Raw genomic sequence first — 18,215 nt, 5'->3', positions numbered from 1 at the left:
TATCTTCACGTATTGCATATTAAAATCCCTATAGCTACTATAGAGTCAATAGATCAGGTGACTTGAAATGAACTTAAAAATTGGTGAATTATCTCAGCTATCCGGTTGCCCTGTTGTTACAATACGGTTTTATGAAAAAGAAGCTTTATTACTAGCCCCTAATCGTTCGGAAGCTAATTATCGACTTTATAACAAAGACCACTTAGAGCGACTTCTATTTATTCTTAATTGCCGAACTTTGAATATGGGCTTGGACGAAATAAAAATTTTATTAGCATACAAAGACAAACCTTGTGGAAACTGTAGTTCTATTAACATCTTAGTTGATAAACATATTCATCAATTAGAGCAGAATATCCAAAAACAGATTCAGCTTAAGCAACAACTTTCTGATTTAAGAAGCAAATGCTCTGGTTTTTTGGAAATTAACTCTTGTAAAGTACTTGAAGGGTTATCCGTAAGTTTAAAATAATTAAGAATGAATAATGGAATATCACCATTATTCATTCTTAATAAAATATTTAGAAAACTAATTCAATACCTGCCCCGTATAACCACCCCTTTTCAGAATTTGTAGCTTCTTGAAAAGTTGTTAATTTCTGTCCTTTTTCATATTGATAAGCGACATCAACAAATGGTCTTATACGCTTATTAATCTCGTAACGAGTTTTTAGACCTGTCTTTAACTCAGACAAACCTGACTTTGTAGCAAAATCAGAATTATCATTAAACACAATATCTGCTGCAATATATGGCTGAGTAATTAGCTTTTGAGTGAGTAATAGATCTCGATCAAACTCAAAACTGGCTCCCCAAAAATTATTTTCACCACCATAAAGGTAGGCTTTTGTCTCAAAGAAATAAGGTGCAAGGCCTAATAATCCAATAACGCCATCAATGCGATTACTATTACGGTTATTTTTGTCCTCACTATACCTTACCCCAGCTTGTACATCCCAAAATGGTGCAACATTTCTACTGTAAAGAGCTGATACATCATATTTGGGATCATTACTCTCCGCTTTATTCATATTAGCTTCAACAAACATTCGATTTTCATCTGTTCCAATCAATGCCTCGAAACTCGAACCTAAGCTGCCCTTTCCATCTTTATCAACTATCCACTCATTGGAAAATTTAGTTGTCTGATAAATTTGCCCACCATGCTCGTTCATATGATTTTGGCTAAAAGCTAAAGTTTCAGACCCTTTGCTGTTTGAAGACTTTTGATCAGTATTACGTTCAACATAGCCTAATCCGCCTGATTCGCGTAAAAGCACACTCATACTTGACGTACTCTTATTTAGATTTTCAGTCGAATTATCATTCGCAAATGCCATACCCGCTAAGCCAATTAAAGCAACAGATAAAATTGTTTTTGAATATAACTGTTTAGTGATGTGCATGTTGATTCACTCCCTCATGGCTAGTTTGAGGTTGGGCAACGATACTTTTCGTATCATCATCATTGCTATCTACATTTGCCACAATGAGTTTGTTCATCATTCCAGCTGCCATGTGATATAACAAATGGCAGTGGATAGCCCATTCACCCAATTCATCAGCAGTAAGTAAAGTTGTAACTGTTTTCCCCGGTGGCACAATGATCGTGTGTTTATTTGGCATATTACTTGGATCTTGACCATTTTCAAGCTGCATAAACATACCGTGCAAGTGCATTGGGTGAGCCATCATACTGTCATTCACAAATTTCAAGCGTATACGTTCCCCGTATTTCACTTTGAATGGTTCTGTTTCATTAAACTTCTTACCATTAATTGTCCAAATATAGCGCTCCATGTTCCCACCAAGACGGATTTCCATTTCACGTTCAGGGGCACGAGTATCTGGTTGAGGCTTTAAAGATTGTAAGTCACTATATTGAAGTGCTTTTTGACCAACAGGTGTTGAAGCATTTGCCCAGCCATATACAACATCACCATTCTTTTCTTGTGTAGGTGCATTAGATGTAGTCATTTGCATGCCATGGTTCATACCTGACATAGATTGATCTTTTGAGCTGTCTGTCATAGACGACATATCGTGATCCATGCCTTTCATTGAAGACATGTCATGGTTCATTCCAGACATTGACTGATCTTTTGAGCTGTCTGTCATAGGCGACATATCATGATCCATGCCTTTCATTGAAGACATGTCGTGATTCATGCCCGCCATAGAAGACATATCATGCCCCATCCCCATATCTTCCATAGTTAATAAAGAACGAGGACGTGACTTCGGCATTTTGATTTGATTTATTGGAGGAGTATTCTCATCATGTAAGGAACCAACTGAAAAACCACTCCTATCAATTGATTCTGCTTCAATTTGATAATTTGATTGTTTGGGTTCTACAATAACATCATACGTTTCAGCCGTCCCTATTCTGAATTCATCAACCGGAACAGGTTTCACTGGTTGCCCATCTGCACTGACTACCGTCATTTTCAAGTTAGGGATTCTGACGTCAAAGAATGACATTGCTGAGGCATTAATAAACCGAAGACGTACTTTTTCACCCGTCTTAAAATTACCAGTCCAATTTTGTTCTGGAGTCTTACCATTCATCAAAAAAGTATATTTTGTCACATCAGACATATCTGTCTTGAGCATTCGCATCTGGTTCCACATCGAACGGTCTTGCCATGTTGCTTTTAAACCATCTTTTTTAATTTGTTTAAAAACATCAAAAACAGTTTCACGACGGTTCTGATAATAGTCAGCTTCTTTCTTTAGATTATTCATGATTTTATCACTAGTTGAATCATGAAAATCTGAAAGTAATACGACATAATCCTTATCTGTTTTCTCAGCTACAGTTAAAGGTGTCCTATTTTTGGGGTAAATGACTAACGGACCATACAAGCCCTCTTGTTCTTGACCTTTACTATGCGAATGATACCAATAGGTACCATTTTGGCGTACCTTAAACTTATATTCGTAGGTCTTATTAGGGGCAATACCGTCAAACTGATTAAATCCGGGTACGCCATCCATGATGCCCGGTAGAATTAACCCGTGCCAATGAATAGAAGAATCTTGTTTTTTTAGCTTGTTATGGACACGAATAATAGCATCATCACCTTCCTCAAACTCAAGAAGAGGTGCAACAAATTTCCCATTAACCGTAATTCGTTTTAAAGGCTTACCTGTGATATTCACCGTTTGCTCAGCGATTGTTAAATCATATTCTTTAACTGCTGCCACAACCCAAGTTGATGAAAATAAACCGACTCCTATTAAAAGGACATGCGTTAATTTTGTAGACATTTATTTCACCTATCTAATATAAGGATGGGAGAATCAAGCAAACCTATTATTCGCTTTAATTTCCCCCGATCTTTCATTTATCGTATTTGTTATTTATTTGATGTATTTGACATGTTCATCTTTGAGTGGTCCATGTTCATCATACTGGAATTATCCATATTACTCATTTTAGATTGCCCCATATTCATCATCTTAGAATGATCCATCTGAGACATATCCGTCATGTTACCATGCTCATGCTGACTATGATCCTGTTGGGTTTTATCATCATTCTTCATATTACAAGGTTTTTGACATTTCTCTTGCGTCTTTGAATCGGCTTTAATTTCAGACACAACTGTAGTTCCTTGTTTCACATCTGCTGCCCAAGACTGAGTTCCTACAATTAAAGTACCAACACACATAAGAGTGGTTAAGCTACGGCTGAATAGAGTTTTCATGTTTTGCTCCAAAAATTAACTTTATGTAAATACCTTAAAGGCCTTCACTAAACATCTATGTGACATGAAAATGACATTTTTGTAATCTACAACGAATCACGTATTTATAACGTTATTATGTTCTTAATGAGTGATATGGGATTTTTATCAATGAGAATCTTACTAGTTGAAGATGAACAAAAAACCGGTGACTACCTTAAACAAGGTCTATCTGAAGCTGGGTATATAACGGATTGGGTAACGGATGGATTATCTGGTAAACATCAAGCGCTTTCCGAAGAATATGACCTCATCATTTTAGATGTGATGCTTCCAAAGCTAGATGGTTGGGATATCATTTATGATATCCGAAAAAGTGGCAAAACTATGCCTATTCTTTTTCTTTCAGCACGTGATCAAATTGAAGATCGTGTGAAAGGCTTGGATTTAGGTGCTGATGATTATCTAGTCAAGCCTTTTGCTTTTGCTGAGTTATTAGCACGAATTAAAAGCTTACTCCGACGGGGACAACAAAAAGAAGATAGTAACCTTATTACAATTGCTGATCTTGAACTTGATCTTCGTAAACGCCGCGTCACTCGCGCTGGGCAACGTATTGACTTAACAGCTAAAGAATTCGCGCTGATGGAATTATTTATGCGTAGACGTGGTGAGATATTACCTCGTACGCTCATTGCCTCTCAAATATGGGACATGAATTTTGATAGTGATACCAACGTTGTAGAAGTCGCTATCAAACGTTTGCGCAGTAAAATTGACAGTAATTTTAGCCCAAAGCTGATACAGAACATACGTGGAATGGGGTATGTTTTAGAGGTAGAAGATGACTCGTAAATTGTTTAATGCAATCAGCTTTCGTATAGCAATCATCTTTTCTCTTTCTACTGTTATCATCTTAATGATTATGGGGTTGGTTATTCACAAGCTCGTAATGCATCATTTTGAAGCTCAAGACCGAACTCAATTAGAAGGCAAAATTCAACTTATAGAGAATCTACTTGAACAGAACCCATCTAACTCTCAAGAACTAAATTTATATTTAAAAGATGCCTTAATTGGACATCACGATCTGATTGTTCAGATTGAACGTCCAACAGGTCAAGTTATTTTTAGCTCAGCACCATCAGTAATTCATCCCCAAGCACTCAACAAATCAAAACAAGATCCATGGCTTGAATGGAAAATTAAAAATAAGACTTATCGTGGCTTAATTTATAAAAAGACTTTTGATCATAATGACTCGTTTATATCAGCTCAGATTATTGTTGGAATCGATACCTCTGAGCATCTACATTTCTTAAATGACTTTAGACGTCAACTTTTATACATTGGATTTGTGGGTACAATTTGTTTAATGTTCTTAGGGTGGTTCGCAGCATGGCGAGGGCTACGTCCAGTACAACAAATGGCAAAAGTAGCAGAGGGTATCTCAGCCCAACATCTTTCTGAACGTTTAGAAGTCGAAAATACTCCAACCGAACTTAAATCACTGGCTGTCGCTTTTAATGATATGTTAGATCGGCTAGAAGCCGCAGTAGAAAAACTTTCAGATTTTTCATCTGATCTTGCTCATGAAATAAGAACACCTATTAACAATTTGATGACTCAAACTCAAGTATGTTTATCTCGTAGTCGAAATATTAATACTTATCAGGAAGTTCTATTTTCAAATTTAGAAGAGTTTGAGCATTTAGCTCGCATGGTCTCTGATATGCTATTTTTGGCAAAAGCAGAACATGGTCTACATTTACCTAACCTACAACAGGTTAATTTAGTTAAAGAAGTTTCAGCATTATTTGATTTTTATGATGCTATCGCTGCTGAAAAGGGAATGTCACTCGAACAGAGTGGTTCAGGTAGTATAAAAGGTGATCCTTTAATGCTACGCCGCGCTTTAAGTAATTTGTTATCGAATGCAATTAAATATGGCAAATCAGATTCGGTCATCAAAATCACATGCCAACAAAACTTTGATACAACAACATTCATCATTGAAAATGAAAGCTCCCCACTATCATCAGAACAACTTAATCGGTTATTCGATCGTTTTTATCGAACAGATGTATCTAGACAGAGAGTTGAAGAAGGTACTGGCCTTGGTTTAGCAATTACCAAATCTATTCTTGATGTGCATGGAGCTTCCATTCAAGCGACTTATAACGAGGGACATATTTCTTTTAAAATTATCTTTAAAAATTAGTGATATCTCGGTTATTAAGCACTCATTCTAATGATGCTTACCACTCATTAACTTACGCTAATGAGTGGTAAGTCGTGATTATTTTTGATGACGTAATCGTAAGGCATTACCAATTACCGATGCTGAGCTTAGGCTCATTGCTAATGCAGCAATCATAGGCGAGAGTAACCAGCCAGTAAATGGATACAGTACACCAGCAGCCAAAGGGATACCTAATCCATTATAGAGGAAAGCAAACATCAAGTTTTGTTTCATATTTTTAACAGTTGCCTCTGATAAAGAACGAGCAATTTCAATACCACGTAAGTCACCTTTTACTAATGTAACTTGGGCACTATTCATTGCTACATCAGTACCCGTGCCCATTGCGATTCCAATATCAGCTTGAGCCAAGGCTGGTGCATCATTAATTCCATCACCAGCCATAGCAACAATTCTCCCTTCTTTTTGCAATTTTGTGACCAAATCTAATTTATCAGCAGGTTTAACCTCACCATAAACCTCACTAATTCCTAACTTAGCCCCAACTGATTTTGCTGTAGTTAGCCCATCACCTGTTGCCATGATGATTCTTAAACCTGAGTCTTCCAACGATAAAAGGGCCTCTGGAGTGCTTGCTTTGATTGGATCTGAAACTGCCAGAAGACCTAGCAGTTTTCCATCGGCTGCCAAATACATAACACTGGCACCTTCAGCTCTTAATACCTCTGCTTGTGGAATAAGAGTGTTAACAGATATCCCTAATTGCTTCATCAGTGCCGTATTGCCTAGCGCTAATTTTTGTCCGTTTATCTCTCCATTAACACCAATACCTGAACCTGATTCAAATGAAGTAGGTTTACTTAAAGTAAGATTTCGCTCACGGGCGGCACGTACAATTGCATTTGCTAAAGGATGCTCACTGCCCTGATCTAAACTCGCAGCTAAACGGAGGACTTCATTCTTTTCATATCCTGAAGTGGCTACTACTTTATTGAATGATGGTTGTCCTTCTGTCAAAGTTCCTGTTTTATCAATAATCAATGTATCAATTTTACGTAGATTCTCTATTGCGGCAGCGTCTCGAAAAAGTACTCCATTTGATGCACCTCGCCCTGTTGCTACCATAATTGACATTGGCGTAGCTAATCCCAAAGCACATGGGCATGCGATGATTAAAACAGCTACTGCATTGATTAATCCATAAACCCAACTAGGTTCAGGTCCGAATAGCCCCCACCCCAAAAAAGTTAGAACAGCAATACCTATAACCCCCATAACAAATCGTCCTGCAACATGATCCGCCATCCGCTGCATAGGTGCTTTTGAACGTTGAGCCTGAGCAACCATTTGCACGATTTGAGAAAGTACGGTTGATGATCCAACTTTTTCTGATCGCATCACCAATGAACCATTCATGTTCATTGTTGCACCAATGACTTGATCACCCACACGTTTTGTAACTGGCACAGGTTCACCAGTTAACATCGATTCATCTACAGAGCTTGAACCTTCTGTAATGACTCCATCAACAGGAACTTTTTCACCGGGGCGTATCCGTAATAAATCGCCTACGTGTACATGAGATAGTGGAATATCTTCTTCTATACCATCAACACTGATTTTTCTTGCTGTTTTAGGTGCTAGCCCAAGTAGGGATTTAATTGCCGCTGAAGTTTGGGAACGTGCTTTTAACTCTAGCACTTGACCTAACAATGTGAGAGAAATAATCGCTGCGGTCGCCTCAAAATACACAGCAACACGCCCCATAGATACAAATGAGTCTGGAAATACTTGAGGTACTATTGTTCCAACAAGGCTGTATATAAAAGCAGCTCCTGTACCTATTCCAATCAAGGTCCACATATTTGGACTCCGATTCCAGATTGACTGCCAACATCTCACAAAAAATGGCATTCCTGCCCACAAAACAATTGGTAAAGTCAGTACCAGTTCCATCCAGCTTTGCACCTGCATTTCGAACCAGTTCAATTGATGACCAAACATTGCTAAGAAAACTACAATAATGGTTAGCGGTAAGGTCCACCAAAATCTATGCTTAAAATTCTTGAGTTCTGGGTTTTCATCAGCGTCATCTAAGTCAGGAAGTAAAGGCTCTAACGACATACCACAGATCGGACAATTTCCCGCATGGTTCTGTCTAATTTCAGGATGCATTGGACAAGTGTATATCGTGAAGGTATTAACATGAGCAGGCTGATTAACTTCATTTGAATCCTCACCATCCCTCTTTTGTGGTTCTTTTAACGTAACTACATTCTCAACTTTAGTAATATAAAAATGAGGATCACTTTTAAACTTTATGTGGCATTTCTCACTACAAAAGTAAAAAGTTCTATTTTTAACTTCTTCATAAAACTTGGATGCTTCTGTAACTGTCATACCACAGACAGGGTCAGTAAGTCTGTTATTGAGTACTTTGTTTTCATGATGATGGTCCATAAAAGCCTCCTTCATATTTAATTTTTTAAATTAATAATTTCATTAAGATGGAAATAGACTCCCTCTTATTAGTTTGTTTAGTGATCATTGTTTTCTTTAAAGCCAGTGTACCACTTGTGGTTTTTTAATTTTTAAAATGACAAAAATGTAATTTTGAAGTCATCGGGATGTTTCTCTCATCCTTTAATAATAAGCATGAGAAAGGTGATGACCAAGCAACCAATTGATGCATTTCATTCGGTCATTACTGAGCCCAAGATTAGTTTAAAGAGGATGAAGAAATGAAAATTTTCAAAAATAAAATGTCAGCTCTACGTAACACTCTCGTAGGTGCAACACTGATTGTTACTGCTTCAAGTGCATTTGCACACGTGAAACTTGAAAGTGCAATTCCTGCGATCAATGCTTCTGTAGCAAGTCAACCAAAAAACATAACACTCAATTTTGGTGAAGAAGTCATGCTAATGAACGTTAAGTTACTTGATGCCCAACGTAAGGATATCCCTTTGAACTACCAAATAACTCATGATATGAAAAAATCATTTGACGTAGCGGTTCCAAAACTAAAAAAAGGAAAATATACGGTGGTTTGGACCACAATGGGTACCGATGGCCATAACATGAATGGTGAATATAATTTCACTATTAAATCGGCAAAATAACAATGAGTGAAAATAGTCAACATGCCAGCAGCTTGCTGGCATGTTGCTATAATAAAGGGAGAAAAATATGATTCCTGAGACTTGGATATATGCAACATGGTTGGTTAAAGTCATTTTATATTTAGGGATTGCATTTGTTATTGGCGGTGCTTTCTGCTATTTCTTACTTGGACGTTATGTTGAAATCAAGGAGACTATTCTAAAATACATGACTATTGGTACAGGTTTAGGCCTTTTTTCAAGTGTTCTCGGCTTCTTCATTCTTATAGGAAGTTTTGCCAACACTGGCCTTTCAGGTATGTGGGATAGCAACTATATAAATATACTAGTCAATACTCCTACTGGACATGTCTCTATCATTCGATCAATCAGTTTTGCACTTTTACTCATATTTATGATAGTCAAACTTAGTAAAGGGACGATTGATATTTCCAAAACTGAAGGAGCAATCTTTACCATACTGCTCACACCAATCGTTTTAAGTTTTTCACAACTCGGACACGTCACGAATTTACCCTTATTCGCTCAAGCTTTGTTATCAATACATGTACTTGTAATGTCCTTATGGATGGGGTCGCTTTATCCATTATGGAAAACAAGCAAAAAAATTAATGGCTTACCACTTAAAGAACGTATGCATCTATTTGGGCAAATAGCAGCCTTTATTGTAGGAATACTCATCGCTTGTGGTCTTAGTATTGCTTTATTACTCTTTAAAGATTTTAATACTCTAATCAATACACCTTATGGGCATGGATTTATTATTAAAATATTATTTGTCCTAAGTATTTTATTGTTAGCAGCCTTTAACAAATGGTATTTCACACCTCGCTTACAAGACCCGAAATTTGCGAAACAATTGGGCTATGCCATTTTATTTGAGATGTCATTAGGTCTATCAATTCTTTTAGCCACTGGTTATATCACCACTGTAGTCGGTATTGAGTAAAAAAGGATCACGCTATGACTTCATGGATGAAGTACAATTTATTATTTTTCATTTTTTTGAATACGACATCATGGGCTGAACCTAGCACTTCAAAAACGATTCGCTCCTTAGATGATACCGAATTACGTAATATCACTGATCATAATCATGGCGACACCAAAGTCGAAGAGAATAAAGACCATCATTCTAAAGATAAACAACTACGTAATGAAGATAGTAGACAACAAAAAGTTATAAATGGATTAATGTTACAAAAGCCTAACGTACTACCGCCCTCCAAATAAACGATACTTAAGTAATGTTTATTGATTCAATAAGTAGTTCAAATTTTTTAATAAAAAATAGTAGCAATATTACTGTTGGGGGCTTCTTAGCCCCCAACAGTATTTAATTCAGAGCTTGAACCGACTGCTGTAAGCCTTTCTGAATATCTTGAACATGAGTGAGATCATGCGTTTGCTGATGCTCTGTTTGAGATTCAACGCTGTAAAACTCCTCCACTATATCCAAACCCTCTTCACCTCCCACCTCAAAGCAGGCATTACCATAACCCTGCCGTGCCACATGATCCAAAGCCTCCTGATAGAACCCTGCTGTCTTACTTTGTTCATCCATCTGTTTGGCTGAACTAATCGCATCTTTCAGGTTTGTGCCATCACGTAAAGTCAGATCCACGTAGTAGATCGGGGTACGGTAACTTTGTGTGGTGCTTTTACCTCGCAAGGTCAATTGCAATGGCAAACAAGAAAGTAAGTCACCCGATGCTGCGTGATAGTAACGAAGTCGAGCTGCCAAAGTGCGGATGCTGTTAAAGCCTGTGGTTCTAAAGATGAAAGTACCAAACTCATCTGATTCATCTAAGTTGACGTAGAGTCTGCCATAGGGCTTGCATAATCCACCCTGTGCCAATGGACATAAATCAGGGGATGGACAAGGATGTTGTTCAATGCCATTTTGACCGAGTCGCTGACAGCTTTCGCCATTGCCTGAACAGATTAAACGTCCAGTTTGGCGGTCAAATAGGCTGTACTCTGCTCTTAAGTTGAGATCGGGATCATTGAAGATCATGCGGACTGGAATGCTTCTCAGCTTTTGGTTCTGATTGGGCGCTTTGGCACGTAGTTGCTCATCCAGTGGATGTTTGACCCACCCATCTTTATTTTGGATTTGGCTGGTAATGGTAAATTGATCATCTTTTTCAGGCAGACGTTTTCCATTCTTTTCGACAATTTTGCCGATACTGATACGCCCCAACACAGGTGGGGTAATAGCTAAACCTTTAATCATGATGATGTACTCTATATAGATGTTGAAATGGCGTTTAAATTTGGATAAATAAATTTTGGGCATAAAAAATCCCATACTTGTTTGGGGTATGGGATCAGTTGGTTGGGGTGTTAGTTAAATTGAAATGGGTTACTTGGGTATCAGCCCTATCCACCATTCGGATAAATCTGAAAGCGTCGTGTTCCTGCTTTGGTTTGGGGAAATTGCTGTAGGTATTCAGGATGCTGTTTAAGCAATGATTTACTGTCTAGGCTGATTGAGTCTTGTGATTTCTTCCATGTGACTGAACCACCTGTAAATACCGCTCGCTCTGCTTCTTTCATCATCATTTGTAGTTGATGTTTCAGTTCATCAAAATACTGCTGGTGTTGTTCAACTTTATGTCGCTCCTCTAGTAACTGATTAAACAAATAATTAGCTTGTTCATTTTGGGTCAGGTCTTCTACTGTTAATGGAATCTGTTCAGGATAAAGTTGTTGCAAGGCTTTAGCTGCTGAATCCGAAGCATCTACACTGGGTGGAATACCTGTTTCGACACATTGCCAGAAATGACGTTCCGCATTAATGATGTGCTGAATCACAGTTTCATTACGAGTCACTTTATAGATTTTGGTTTCATGCCCACAGATCAAGGCACAAATATGCGCTGCCTGTTTACCTGTCACTGCCAATTGATGCTGTACCTGACACAGCACATATAAAGGCACGCCATCTCGCCATAGTTTTGCGCCATATTCCCCCACGGTTTTACATTCCAAAATTTGCACTTCTTCATTACCGACTACAGCATAATCCAAGTTCGCCAACATAAACTGTTTGTCTTCATCAGGGTGTTGCAATACTGCATTAACTCGACGGACTTTATGATTGGTGTGCATGCTGTAGTATTCAGCCACCAAAGGTTCTAGCTTTTTTCCCCAGTACAAGGGTGCGTAACCTGCACTTTCATCCTCGATGTTTTGTTGCATCCGCCCTGTCTTGATCATCCACAGTTCCAGCATCGACATATAGGGATTCAGTCCACAGGCCGTTGCTGCATCACTGCTGCCAATACCCTGTTTTCTGACTTCTAACCATTGTTGATAGTTCATCTGTTTGGTGTTGGCAAGTCTTTTTGCTGTAAGGGCTTTGGTCTTTCGTGGTTGCGTATTCGGTCGATCTCGTTTGGTTCGGGTTCCCACCTCAATCTGCTGAATGGATTGATTTAGATTCGGTAAATAGGGTTGTAGTGGTGGGTTATTTAGCGTGTTTTGAATTTGAGTATGACTATTCATTGCAATTATTCCTGTATCGATAAAATCGTAAAAGCTGAATTTTGGGCATAAAAAAGCCGCATGAGGGTGCGGCTAAAGGTGTTGCTGTGCTTGTACGGTGTTACTGTATGCTTAGGCTAATGGAGCTGGCTTAATTGAAACTGAATTTAGGCAATCATTCTCAATGCCTGTTCCAGACCACGCTGTTTAATGGCAGCCCCTGCACCAAACCATGCTGAATCGAGTCGATGATCGGTACTCATCGCTCGACGTTCATGGTCACAGAACTCGGTGATGCTGCACAATAATCCATAAGCGGTATCCTTGGCTGAACTCAGTTCTGCACCACGTCCATGTCCGTTAAACATGGTCATGACTTTCGACATGGCACGTCCATTTGGCTCGGTTTTATTGTCCGCTTTGGTTGGGGTGTTGATGCCTTGGTTTGGCATAGCAGCATTTCGATAGAACTGAATGATGCTTTCATCTTGTTCAGCCATAGTTAGGTTGGTATTGTTAAACACCGCATCAAAGAAGGCTGCTGCTTCCTGCTGAGTTACCTTACGCTGGCTCAGTTGTTTCATTTCATACATGTGTTCATCCCATGCACGGACTGAAATACCCAACTGTTGTTTAACTTTCTCAGCATCGAAACGAGTGCTGTGTGGGACTTTAACCACACCTGCACTGGTATTTTGTCCTTTGAGAGCAATTGCCAAAGTATTGTTACATACCACCCGGATACTGGTGAACTGTGCAGTGGTTGCTAGAGTGCCATCACAAGCCGTCGCTAGTAGAATATAGCCATTACTCACATCCTTACCCTTGAGTGCTGAAGTCTGTCCAGTCTTGGCTAATGCCCAGAATTTCTTGCCACCTTTCAGTACCCCTGCGGTTTCCAGTTCAAAGCCTGATTGCTCCGTCAGGTCTTTGTAGAAGTGTAGGATTTCCATCGGTTGGACTTCTTGAAAGCGTTGGCTGACCACGGATAAAGGTGCATGCGTATCTGAACGGTAAAGCACTCGTTGTTCTTCAAAAGGCATGATGATGCTTTGTCCACGTTCATTCTGTGCCATGTAATTGACATCCGAGGATTCTATCCGCCAGTCCATGCCTGCTTGTTGTGCCCAAACCTCGATGGGTTGGTTTGGTGTGAGTTCATTGCCTAACCCATGCCAAGGGGTTTGTCCAGTGAATGCCATAGTTTCAACTAAATGTGCCATAAGAATAATTCCTGTATCGATTTTGAATGGGTAAAAGGGTTCGATTTAAATTTTGCTAAATACTTAATTGCGTAAATTCGGGCTAAAGCTGCGGTCACAGTTGTTGCAGTAATACTGTTTGCGATAAGTTGGGTGAAGCGGTTGTTGCTGTTCATCTTCAGTGATCAACATCCAGATACCGCCAATCAGTACCCCAACGATTGCACCTGCAATTGGAGGAATATTCAGGCTTTTGGAAACACTCACTCCTAATGTGGCAAGTGCCATCGGTGACATCACACTATTGGAAATGGGGTTATTGGTTGAGGTACTGGGTAAATGTTGGGTTGATTCAAGCAGTACCGTCTCTCGGGACTGGCAATAAGGACATGGCAAACTCATTGTGGTATTTCCTGTAAATGAATAAAAAAACCTGCTGGGGAAGCAGGCAAAATGATTGCAATGTAGCTGAAGCATGTATTGGTGCTATCTCAAATGGAGAAACACTGTTCTCAATTAGATGCTATGTATTTGTATTTTTTTAGAATGCGTTTTTTTTCATCAGTTTTAGGCAATTTTTGAATGATGATTAAACAGATCAATTGACCTGTTTTTTAGCAGCGATTATGATGCAAGGGCTGACCTACATTGTCAGTCGGTTTTGACAGACCGCTCATCTAGCGCATCGGAGTTTATTCATCTGAGTATTCTTTGTATGTGTAAAAACCTTCTCGTCCCCCTTTGCGGTAGAACGGGAGGGGGACGCGTTCGCGCGTGCTGGTTCTAGATGTCCAGTCTGTCAACCCCTTTTCGTTCTGCCACCATAATCAATTGACAGTGATTCGGTAGAACTTCTAATTCATCTAGGAGTCAACCATGACGCAATTTACTGTGCTTTATTATTCCCCTGCACTTTCTCTGCCTCTCAGGCATTTTATTCCAATTCATTTATCACACGCTTTCACTGTGTCCTGATTGACTCAAGGCATCAATTAACTGCTGCATCCATTTTGGTCAGTGGTGTTTTGTGCTGGATAAAAATCATGAAATTCATCGCACAGCTTATTTTGGTTGTCCTTATTGTGCTCAGTAACAGCATCGCTAGAGCCTATGACAGCCAAGCAAAATGTATTTGAAATTACAGGCAATTTCATAATTCATTTTTAAAAACTTAAAAAATATTGGATGGGGAAAATAATAGGATGAAATACATTTCAATTGCGCTGCTCACCAGCCTTGCGTTGGTCGGCTGCTCAAAACCACAACAAGATGATGTAGAGAATAAAGAACTATCTCAAAAGATTGAAAACATGTCATTGAATGATGCTGTCCCTGCACAGGCTGTTTCTTCTCCTTTGATTATCGCTCGCAATAAAATTACACCTCCGCTAACAAAGACTGGAGAAGACTTTCAGGAACTCATCAAAGATGAGGGGTATTTTTCCTTTTATCCACCGTATAAAACCATCTATGGATTGCAGATGTTTGCTGAAAATGACGATGTTGCAGATTATTGTGCAAACTGCGTGTATTTCCAGTCCATTCTCAATGATTTAAGAAATGTGCTGGCTTTAAAAAACAATCAAGTTTTAGTGATCGGACATACTGATCAACAGTTTCCTGCATTCACTTTTGCTTTAGGTGATGACTATTCTTTGCGTGCAGCGCATGATACGGCAATCAATTATATAAGATCGACAATGCAGGTGACTCCACCACAAAAAGATCAATTTGAGAGTACAGAACAATATCAACAACGTATTCAGACACTTCAAAATGAGTTGGATACTAAAAATGCCCATCTAAATTATGACTTGAAGCTTTTAGAACTCAGTTTAAATGCTACGTCTGGTCAAAGTCTGTTTATGCCAAGCAGCTATACACCGAATGATCGACCAAATGGTCCGATTGATAATTTTGTTTATTACGATGCTGATTCGAAACAATTACATTTTGAGAATATGAATTTCGCATCTGATCTTATTGTGAATTTCACAGCCCCATCCACGCCAGAGTTAGCACAAAATATTATTACGGCTGGTGGACAGAAGTATGTCGGTTACATTTTTAACTTCAATAATCATAAATTGGAATTAGAGAGCTTAGTCATTTATCAGGCCAACAACACTCAAGCTGATTCTGCGAATGAACCGATTGCCATCCTTGAACCGAGCACCATGTCCTTTCAACGCAAACATTTCAACGGCATAGAAAATGCTCGATTAAAGCAATTTGATGTGACACTGAAAAAGCCAATTCCTTTTGATTTTAGCTTGGAAAACTACACGCCGATCGAAAAGGTATTTAAAAAGATCGATGAGTAATTCCCACTTTTATAAAAAGTAAAAAATTGATTGACCAAACAATTAAATACACAGAGTTGGGCTTTCACCCAACCCTGTAGATCACAATATTCGATTAAATATAGGCATGTGTAATGAATTTTATTCCATCGATTGTTTTATCCAGTGTGTTGCTACTGACTTTAACTGCGTGTAATTCAGGTAACGATGCACCAAAACCAAAGGATACCCCAACTCAAACAAGTGAGCATAGCACTGCTGATGCGACTGAAACTCCGCCTCAATCTGAAGATGATTTTCCAGCCGTTGATAAATCCTTTCTGGAAGATGAGTCATATAATGCTGAGGAAGGGACTGAACCCACTGTACAAGAACAATTTGAAGTCCGTGTCCGTCGTGAAGAATCACAATACTCCATGACAGGCTATACCGATTTGTTAAACATCATGTCCTTGAACGATGCGCCAACCACCATCACAGGGGTTTTAATCAACCGTGGTAATTGCAGAAGCAAAGGCACTTACGATTACCAAAATATGCGCTATGGCTCAGTGGCAAAAGTCTACTTGGGCTGTTCCGCTGAATATGTCCGTGAAGTGACCATCACCACCAACAGTGGTTTGACCTATACCTATAATTTTTAGAGATTTAATCACAGCGATTTATACAAGCATAAAAAAGGCGTTCTAATCAAAGCGCCTTATATTTGAAAAGTTTACTTAGCAGGGATATTCCCTGTATAGCTTTGCCATAAATAGGAAATATGCTGACTCATATACCGATAAAGTTTGAGGGGGCCATTTAGAAACTCAAGCTGTTTACTCCAGTAGCTACGCATATCACTGTCCGCAAAGTAACAGTGTTTTTCCCAAACCAAATAAGGTGATCCTTGCACAAGCTCATGTCCCTTGTGTAAACAAGCCCCTCTCCATACCCGTAAGATAAAATCAGAATATTTACACTCATCACCAATCACATAAATGATGGCATGGACTGAATAAAATCCATTCAGTGATTTCACAATACGCCATTGCACATCATACAGCTTGCCAGCTAATTCTTCGGATTGATGTAATCTTTCCAGCCATTTACTAGCAAGTTTTGGTAATTTAACTTCGGCATCAAATTGTAAGGGAATAGTAAACATACAAGGTAAATCATAGATCATACAATTGATCTGCTTATGTTTGTCTAGACAACGTTTAAACAATGCCTTTTGGAATTTAATACTTTCATTAATTGGTTCAATAAATTTTGTATATTCCAGTGCAATCCGTCGTTTCAGAAACTTATGTTTAAATTGATCATGAATAAGCTCTGCATTCTCTACAAGGTAATTCATATTACCGTAATGAGAAAAGCCTACTGTATCAAAGATTGCAGCCCAATAAGGATTTAGTTGAAATCCATGTAATACCAAACGGTGATAATGCAGCCAAGGTAGAGAATTTAAAAATATACGATAATTCTTATCCAAACATTTGGGTGATCGTTTATCCATAACCGCTAGTTTCCCATTTTCAATTTGAGCTGCATTTTGAATACTCTGTCCTAAGAACAAATGAGTATTAACATCCAGCATGAATGGGATAATTGGTGTCTGCGGTATATAGTGTGCTTGAGGAGTCGCTGAATAATGAGTCATTTCATGCCTCCTTTTGACCAGTATTTTTAAGAGATTTACCCATTTTTATCGCAACATCCTTAGCAATATTTTTACCAAATACACGTATGAAGTAGGCTTTATCATTTCTAAGGTTTTGCTCATTCTCTTCATCCTGCTTAATCCTTTTATGCACAATGAATTGGTCTCTTTTGGTTATATAACGGATGGCTTTAATCAAATACTCGTATTTTTGTTTATCACTGCGATGTAAGGTGCCAATACCGACATCTTTGTATTTGCCATTGTGAGCATCAATATTGCAATTATAGTAAGTCCCCTCATCACCAATCACTCTTTTCCAGACCTCACCAATCTGTTGTGCTAACTTAATGTCCTGTGAGTGTTTACGACCATCGAGAAAGAAAAAACAGTGGTAGTGATAGCCCGTTTTTTCGGCAAATTCCAATTTCCATAGATAGCCCAATATACGTAAATTTGAAGTACGCTTTAAATAACGAAGGCATGTGATTAAATCTGCTTTGACTTGGGCAAGTTCAGGGTTTTGTGTTTTTCCATAACGAAAATCGACACGAGCAAT

Annotated in this window: 18 protein-coding genes; 8 read left to right on the top strand and 10 right to left on the bottom strand. The window is 38.7% G+C overall.

Annotated features, from left to right (window positions below):
* Positions 1-67 precede the first annotated feature (67 nt).
* The gene (cadR, locus tag F909_RS19585; protein WP_005144789.1) at positions 68-472 is read left to right on the top strand and encodes a Cd(II)/Pb(II)-responsive transcriptional regulator; all 405 of its coding nucleotides are present in this window, start codon (positions 68-70) and stop codon (positions 470-472) included.
* A 49-nt stretch (positions 473-521) separates the two neighbouring features.
* Here the strand turns inward: cadR and F909_RS19590 are convergent, their stop codons facing one another.
* The 3 genes from F909_RS19590 to F909_RS19600 all read right to left on the bottom strand — a co-directional run bounded on the left by F909_RS19590 (position 522) and on the right by F909_RS19600 (position 3,713).
* Positions 522-1,406 carry a copper resistance protein B gene (locus F909_RS19590; protein ID WP_004801527.1) on the bottom strand — a complete coding sequence of 295 codons (885 nt, stop codon included), beginning with the start codon at positions 1,404-1,406 and terminating at the stop codon, positions 522-524.
* The gene (locus F909_RS19595; protein ID WP_005003194.1) at positions 1,393-3,273 is read right to left on the bottom strand and encodes a copper resistance system multicopper oxidase; all 1,881 of its coding nucleotides are present in this window, start codon (positions 3,271-3,273) and stop codon (positions 1,393-1,395) included. The genes F909_RS19590 and F909_RS19595 overlap by 14 nt, the downstream gene beginning before the upstream one ends.
* 89 nt (positions 3,274-3,362) lie before the next feature.
* Positions 3,363-3,713, bottom strand: coding sequence for a hypothetical protein (locus F909_RS19600; protein WP_004801531.1), 351 nt, complete (start codon positions 3,711-3,713; stop codon positions 3,363-3,365).
* Positions 3,714-3,863: 150 nt separating this feature from the next.
* Here F909_RS19600 and F909_RS19605 point away from each other — a divergent pair, with 150 nt between their 5' ends.
* Positions 3,864-4,547: a heavy metal response regulator transcription factor gene (locus F909_RS19605; RefSeq protein ID WP_004722337.1), complete on the top strand. Its 684-nt coding sequence runs from the start codon at positions 3,864-3,866 to the stop codon at positions 4,545-4,547.
* Positions 4,537-5,913 carry a heavy metal sensor histidine kinase gene (locus F909_RS19610; protein WP_004801537.1) on the top strand — a complete coding sequence of 459 codons (1,377 nt, stop codon included), beginning with the start codon at positions 4,537-4,539 and terminating at the stop codon, positions 5,911-5,913. Before F909_RS19605 ends, F909_RS19610 begins: the two co-directional genes overlap by 11 nt.
* 78 nt (positions 5,914-5,991) lie before the next feature.
* On the opposite strand, the gene F909_RS19615 is transcribed toward F909_RS19610, so the two are convergent.
* Positions 5,992-8,355 (bottom strand): heavy metal translocating P-type ATPase, encoded by a 2,364-nt coding sequence (locus tag F909_RS19615; protein WP_005144782.1) that lies wholly within the window; start codon positions 8,353-8,355, stop codon positions 5,992-5,994.
* A gap of 281 nt (positions 8,356-8,636) precedes the next feature.
* Between F909_RS19615 and F909_RS19620 the strand changes: the two genes are divergently transcribed.
* The 3 genes from F909_RS19620 to F909_RS19630 all read left to right on the top strand — a co-directional run bounded on the left by F909_RS19620 (position 8,637) and on the right by F909_RS19630 (position 10,250).
* On the top strand, positions 8,637-9,017 hold the full coding sequence (locus F909_RS19620) for a copper resistance CopC family protein (RefSeq protein WP_004722340.1): 381 nt from the start codon (positions 8,637-8,639) through the stop codon (positions 9,015-9,017).
* A gap of 67 nt (positions 9,018-9,084) precedes the next feature.
* Positions 9,085-9,966, top strand: a complete 882-nt coding sequence (locus F909_RS19625) for a copper resistance D family protein (RefSeq protein ID WP_004801541.1) — start codon at positions 9,085-9,087, stop codon at positions 9,964-9,966.
* A gap of 14 nt (positions 9,967-9,980) precedes the next feature.
* The gene (locus F909_RS19630) at positions 9,981-10,250 is read left to right on the top strand and encodes a hypothetical protein (RefSeq protein ID WP_004722342.1); all 270 of its coding nucleotides are present in this window, start codon (positions 9,981-9,983) and stop codon (positions 10,248-10,250) included.
* 103 nt (positions 10,251-10,353) lie between these two features.
* Here F909_RS19630 and F909_RS19635 read toward each other — a convergent pair whose 3' ends face one another.
* The 4 genes from F909_RS19635 to F909_RS19650 all read right to left on the bottom strand — a co-directional run bounded on the left by F909_RS19635 (position 10,354) and on the right by F909_RS19650 (position 14,110).
* Entirely contained in the window at positions 10,354-11,253 is a 900-nt protein-coding gene (locus F909_RS19635; protein ID WP_004801544.1) for a recombination directionality factor, read from the bottom strand.
* A gap of 146 nt (positions 11,254-11,399) precedes the next feature.
* The gene (locus tag F909_RS19640; protein ID WP_004801545.1) at positions 11,400-12,527 is read right to left on the bottom strand and encodes a YqaJ viral recombinase family nuclease; all 1,128 of its coding nucleotides are present in this window, start codon (positions 12,525-12,527) and stop codon (positions 11,400-11,402) included.
* 146 nt (positions 12,528-12,673) lie between these two features.
* The gene (locus F909_RS19645; RefSeq protein WP_004801549.1) at positions 12,674-13,729 is read right to left on the bottom strand and encodes a DUF932 domain-containing protein; all 1,056 of its coding nucleotides are present in this window, start codon (positions 13,727-13,729) and stop codon (positions 12,674-12,676) included.
* Between the two features lie 63 nt (positions 13,730-13,792).
* Positions 13,793-14,110 carry a hypothetical protein gene (locus F909_RS19650; protein WP_004801552.1) on the bottom strand — a complete coding sequence of 106 codons (318 nt, stop codon included), beginning with the start codon at positions 14,108-14,110 and terminating at the stop codon, positions 13,793-13,795.
* Positions 14,111-14,910: 800 nt separating this feature from the next.
* Between F909_RS19650 and F909_RS19655 the strand changes: the two genes are divergently transcribed.
* Both F909_RS19655 and F909_RS19660 read left to right on the top strand, forming a co-directional pair.
* Positions 14,911-16,032, top strand: coding sequence for a putative periplasmic lipoprotein (locus F909_RS19655; protein ID WP_005003187.1), 1,122 nt, complete (start codon positions 14,911-14,913; stop codon positions 16,030-16,032).
* A 113-nt stretch (positions 16,033-16,145) separates the two neighbouring features.
* Entirely contained in the window at positions 16,146-16,655 is a 510-nt protein-coding gene (locus F909_RS19660) for a hypothetical protein (protein ID WP_004699703.1), read from the top strand.
* Between the two features lie 71 nt (positions 16,656-16,726).
* Here F909_RS19660 and F909_RS19665 read toward each other — a convergent pair whose 3' ends face one another.
* Both F909_RS19665 and F909_RS19670 read right to left on the bottom strand, forming a co-directional pair.
* Positions 16,727-17,656: a hypothetical protein gene (locus tag F909_RS19665; protein WP_004699700.1), complete on the bottom strand. Its 930-nt coding sequence runs from the start codon at positions 17,654-17,656 to the stop codon at positions 16,727-16,729.
* Between the two features lies 1 nt (position 17,657).
* A partial coding sequence (locus F909_RS19670; protein WP_032877450.1) for a YagK/YfjJ domain-containing protein occupies positions 17,658-18,215 on the bottom strand: 558 nt, incomplete at its 5' end.

Source organism: Acinetobacter sp. ANC 3929, assembly GCF_000369405.1.
In the GTDB taxonomy this organism is placed as follows: domain Bacteria; phylum Pseudomonadota; class Gammaproteobacteria; order Pseudomonadales; family Moraxellaceae; genus Acinetobacter.
This window is presented reverse-complemented; position numbering and strand designations above follow the sequence as displayed.